This window comes from Methylobacterium sp. J-072 (assembly GCF_022829425.1).
Classification (GTDB): Bacteria; Pseudomonadota; Alphaproteobacteria; order Rhizobiales; family Beijerinckiaceae; genus Methylobacterium.
On record NZ_JAKSYK010000193.1, the window covers coordinates 1 to 5,164 of the forward strand.

Consider the following 5,164-nt stretch of genomic DNA (forward strand, 5'->3'; position numbering starts at 1 on the left):
CGTTCGGCCCTCGCAGCCGGAGGCGGTCCAGCTTCAGGATACGCTTGAGGTGGGCAAACAGCATCTCAACCTTCTTGCGCTCGCGCCGCGAGGTTTTGCCTTCCTCGGAGCGCGCGATGTCGCGGGCCATGTCCCGCGCGCCCTCGTAGATCGAGCGCGGAACCTTACGCACCGCCTCGTTCGGGCAGCACCGCGCCTTCAACGGGCATGGCGCGCAGTCGAACTTGCTCGCGCGGTACAGCAGCGTCGCCCCGTCATTGACCAGGGTGCCGGTCGTGGTCAGCACCTGGCCCGCCGGGCAGCGGTAGACGTCGCCCGGCTGGTCGTAGGTAAAGTCGGCGCGTGAGAAGGTGCCGTCGGTGCGGGCCGACTTGTCGAACACGCTGATATGCGGCTCGATGCCCTGCTCGTAGACGAGCCAGCCCAGCATCGCGGCCGAACCGTAACCGCTGTCGCCGGCAAGCCGGGCCGGATAGAGGTCGAAGCGCTCGCGCGAACGCGCGATCATGCGTTTAGCCGCTGTGACCTCGGCTTGCCGGATGGCCGTGGTCGCCTCGACGTCGACGATGATCGCGTGGTCGAGGTCGATCAGATAGTTGGCTGTGTCGGCGAAGAACGCCTGCCCGCCGTGCGCTCCGGTCCAGCGCGCGGCCGGATCGGCGGGCGAGATGAACTTGGGCGGCACCGGCGTTGCGGCCCCGAAGGCGGCCTCGTCGAGGACGGCGAGGTACTCCTGAGCGGCGCGGCTCACGACCTCAGGCGGCAGGCCGGCAGAGCCTTCGACCCCCTTCTGCCGATTGGCATCGGCTCTGATCAGGCTGCCATCGACGGCAAAGCCTTCGCCACCCACGAGGCCCTCGGCGATGCAGCGAGCGAGCACAGTCTCGAACAGACGACGCAGGAGGTCACTGTCGCGGAAGCGGCCATGGCGGTTCTTGGAGAAGGTGGAATGATCCGGCACCCGGCCGTCGAGTCCGAGCCGGCAGAACCAGCGGTAGGCGAGGTTGAGGTGGACCTCGTCGCACAGCCGGCGCTCCGAGCGGATGCCGAGGCAGTAGCCGACGATCAGCATGCGGATCATCAACTCGGGATCGACGGAGGGGCGGCCCGTCGAAGCGTAGAACGGGGCTAGCTCCTGGCGCAGGCCGGCAAGGTCGACGAAGCGGTCGATGGAGCGAAGCAGATGGTCGGCGGGAACGTGAGTGTCGAGCGAGAACTCGTAGAACAAGGCACCCTGCTCGACTTGCCGAGGTCCCATCATCTGCTTCAATCTCCGTCTCTCGACAGGAGTGGATCACCTCATCACAACCGCTGCAACACCCGAGTTTTTCAACAGAATCGGCCGGAAGCAGCACGTCCGCTTCGGAGGCAATCCGGTGCAAAAGCAGACGATCCCCAACCGACCAATGTCAGACGCCCGAACCGCCGTTGGCGCCTCCCCAAAGCGGCCGTTCCTCGTCAGTCCGGCAGTTTCGTCTCGGCGTGGGACGCGGACTTCAATGGCCCATACGGAAGATTGCGGCCGGCCTACGCGAGAGGGGGTTAATGCGTAGACCGGCCGTCCATCATGCGGTCGACGACCATCGGACCGCATGATCGATTCGAGCCGTGGGGTCAGTGGGCCTCGATGGGGCTCGCCGTCCGCTGCGGCTTCTTCAGGACGGCGACCACGGCGAGGCTCAGCACGAGGCTGACGCCGACGAGATAGAAGCCGTCGGCATAGGCCATGACGTAGGCCTCGCGGCGGACCTGGGCCGCCAGCATGCCGAGGGCGGCTCCCTTAGCGGCTGCCTGGTCGACGATGTGCCCGTGCAGGCCGGCAGCCAGGGCGGCGATCCGATCCTGGGTGCGCGTGGCGTTCACTGTGATCGCCTCGGCCAACACCGAGAAGTGCATGTGCTCGCGCCGGTCGATCATCGTCGACAGCATCGCGATGCCAATCGAGCCGCCGAGGTTGCGCATCATGTTCGACAGGGCCGAAGCGTCGGCGGTGTCGCGTGGGCTCAGGCCGACGGTGGAGAGCTGCGAGAGCGGGATCGTGAACAGCGGCTGGCCGATGGCGCGCAGGAGCTGCGGCAGGATCAGCTGATCGGCCCCGACGTCGTGGGTTAAGCTGACGTTGATCCAGCAACTCGCGATGAAGAACAGCGTGCCCGCGACGACAAGCAGCCTCGCGTCGAGGGTCCGCATCAGCAGGGGCATCATCGGGAACAGGACGAGCTGCGGCAGGCCCGACCACATCACCACGTAGCCGATCTGCTGGGCGTTGTAGCCCTGGATCTGCGCGCAGTAGACCGGGATGATGTAGATCGATCCAAACGAGACCGCGCCAAGCACGGTCATCAGCACGCAGGCCCCGCCGACCGAGCGGTTTGCCAGCACTCGCAGGTTGATGAATGGACGCTCGGCGATCAGCTCCCGCACGATGAAGCCGGTGATGCCGGCGGCGGCCAGGAGGCTGACCTGGACGATGACGGGGGACCCGAACCAGTCCTTCCGCTGCCCCTCCTCCAGCACGTAGGTCAGGGCCGGCAGGCCGGTGGCCATCAGGCCGATGCCGATCCAGTCGCCCTTCAAGAGCTCAGCCCAGCGTGCCGGGACGTTGTCGAAGGCCCCGAGCTGGATCCCGGCGGCGAGCGGACCGAAAATCAGGTTCAGGTAGAAGATGTAGTGCCAGGACAGGTTGTCGGTGAGCCAGCCGCCCACCGTCGGGCCGATGGCCGGTGCGAAGGTGGCTGTCAGCCCGAACAGCGCGATGCCGATTGGTTGCTGGCTCTTCGACAGGCGCGTGCGCACGATGACGATGGCGGTCGGGATCAGCACACCGCCGGTGAATCCCTGGCCGGCGCGAAACAGGATCATCTGCGAGAGCGAGGTCGAGAGCGCGCAGGCGAGCGAGAAGGCGGTGAACAGCATCGTGTTCACGGACAGGTAGCGGCGCAGGCCGATCACCGACGAGAGCCAGCCGGTGAGCGGGATCACGATGATCTCGGCCATCAGGTAGGCGGTCGAGATCCAGCTGCCTTCCTCGGTCGAGGCGCCGAGCGCCCCCTGAATGTCGGCGAGCGATGCGTTGGTGATCTGAATGTCGAGGATGGCGGTGAACGCGCCGAGGATCGCGCCAAACACCGCGAGCCAGTCGCGTGCGCTCGCCTTGACCTCGGGCCTGCCCACGGCCGGCACGACGCTCATCGGGGGAGAGCCTCGCTAACGAGAGCATGGGCGGGTCGATGATTGCGGGGCTTCACCGGCTCGACGGCGTCATGGATATGAACGGTGGCTTCGACCGAGAGACCCGGGCGCAGGCGGCCGAGCATCGGATCGGCCTCGTCCAGGGCGACCCGCACGGGCACGCGCTGCACAACCTTGGTGAAGTTGCCGGTGGCGTTCTCGGGCGGCAGCAGGGCGAACTGCGCGCCGGTGCCGGGTGAGAAACTCTCGATCCGCCCCTCGAACTCGTGGTCGCCCAGCGCGTCGACGGTGAAGGTCGCGCGCTGGCCCTCCACCATCTGCCCGGTCTGGGTCTCCTTGAAATTCGCAACGAGGTAGATGTCGCGACCCATCGGCACCACGGTGAGCAGGCCGGTACCGGCCGATACGAACTGGCCGACGCGCAGCGAGCGGTCGCCGACCGTGCCGTCGATGGGCGCGACGATGGTTGTGTAGCTGAGGTTGAGCTGGGCCTGCTCCACTTTCGCCTGCGCGGCCTCAAGGCTCGCGCGGGCACTGCCCTCCAGTGCCCTCAGGCTGTCGACCTGCTTCCTTGCCGCCTCAAGGGAGGCGACGGACTTGTCGTGCGCCGCCCGCTTCTGGCGTAGGTCGGAGTCTGCCTGCTGCTGGCGCTGTGCCGTGCCCGAGCCGGTCTGCAGCAGGTTCTGGTAGCGGGTATATTCCTTGCCGGCGAAGTCGAGCGCCGCATCGGTGTTCTCGACCTCCGCCTTGGCCGAGGCGACCTGCGCCTGCTGCTGCAGGATAGCGGCGGCGGTCCCCAGCAGTTGGGCACGGCTCTTCCCGACCTCGGCTTCAGCCTGCTTGAGCATCACCCGGTACTCGCGGTCGTCGAGGCGCGCGATCACGTCGCCAGCCTTCACGGGCTGGTTGTCACCGACCAGCACTTCGGCGACGTGGCCGGCGATGCGCGGTGCGACCGTCACCTTGTCGGCCTGTAGGTAGGCGTCCTCGGTGGTCTCCAGGAAACGGCCGACGGTCCACCAGTGCCAGCCGTAGGTCCCGCCCCCACCCAGGGCGGCTAGGAGTAGGACCGGGACGATCACGTGCGCCTTTCGACGCTTGGGCGCCGGCCCGGCGGTCCGGCCCCCCGGGGAGGCCGGCGCGGGACCGCCAGCGGCGACTGTGGTAGCGGTCAAGGTTCCGGGCTGGGGAAGGTCGCTGGGTCGAGCGTCCATGATGGTGGCCAACATCAATACGATACGGTAAGGTATCGATATATGACGGCATGAGGCCTGACAAGGAGTACGACGATGGCAGCGACGGCCGAGCCCGAGTCGACGGCGAAGCGTGGTACTGGCGGTCGACCGACGCGCGAGGAGGCCGCTCGGCGCGAGGCACGCATCGTGGAGGTCGCCACCCGGCTGTTCATTGAGCGCGGCTTCGACGGCACCTCGATCGACGCGGTGGCGGAAGCCGCCGGCGTCAGCAAGCCGACTCTTTATTCCCGGTATCAGGACAAGCGTGCCCTGTTCGAAGCGGTCCTGCAGGATCGGATCCGCGAATGGCTCGCGCCCCTCTCTGCGGCGGCCGAGATGCAGGCGCTTCGCGCCGCCCCGAGGGACGCCGCAACGGTTCTGGACGAGTTGAGCCGCAACCTCCTCGCCCGGTCCCATGCACCGGGGGCTGCTGCGCTGACACGCTGCATTGCCGCCCAGGCCATACAGTTCCCCAACCTCGCCAGGCTCGCGTACGAGGAGGGCTGGCTCCGCGGCGTCAGGGCTTTCGGTCGCCTCCTCGTGGTCATGGCCGAGCAGGGACGAATCGCGATCGACTGCCCGGAGATCACCGCCGACCTGTGCCTGAACCTCGTTTTAGGACGCAGTTCGAATCAGGCTCTGTACGGCATAGAGGTTGATGGGGAGGTCCAGGAGAAGCGCCGCCGCGCGGCCGTCGCCGTCTTCCTTGCCGGCGTCCGTCCCAGTCCTGCTTGAAG

At 67.2% G+C, this 5,164-nt stretch carries 4 protein-coding genes; 1 reads left to right on the top strand and 3 read right to left on the bottom strand.

Translation table 11 applies throughout. The features are described 5' to 3' along the window. The 3 genes from MKK67_RS24880 to MKK67_RS24890 form a co-directional block, all read right to left on the bottom strand. Window positions 1–1,261, bottom strand: a 1,261-nt coding sequence (locus tag MKK67_RS24880; RefSeq protein ID WP_243970589.1) for a transposase, incomplete at its 3' end; no start/stop codon positions are given. A 353-nt stretch (window positions 1,262–1,614) separates the two neighbouring features. After that, window positions 1,615–3,192 carry an MDR family MFS transporter gene (locus MKK67_RS24885; RefSeq protein ID WP_243970582.1) on the bottom strand — a complete coding sequence of 526 codons (1,578 nt, stop codon included), beginning with the start codon at window positions 3,190–3,192 and terminating at the stop codon, window positions 1,615–1,617. Continuing rightward, window positions 3,189–4,274, bottom strand: a complete 1,086-nt coding sequence (locus tag MKK67_RS24890) for an HlyD family secretion protein (protein WP_243970584.1) — start codon at window positions 4,272–4,274, stop codon at window positions 3,189–3,191. The genes MKK67_RS24885 and MKK67_RS24890 overlap by 4 nt, the downstream gene beginning before the upstream one ends. Before the next feature lie 207 nt (window positions 4,275–4,481). On the opposite strand from MKK67_RS24890, the gene MKK67_RS24895 reads away from it, so the two are divergent. Further along, window positions 4,482–5,162 (top strand): TetR/AcrR family transcriptional regulator, encoded by a 681-nt coding sequence (locus MKK67_RS24895; protein ID WP_243970587.1) that lies wholly within the window; start codon window positions 4,482–4,484, stop codon window positions 5,160–5,162. Window positions 5,163–5,164: the final 2 nt, after the last annotated feature.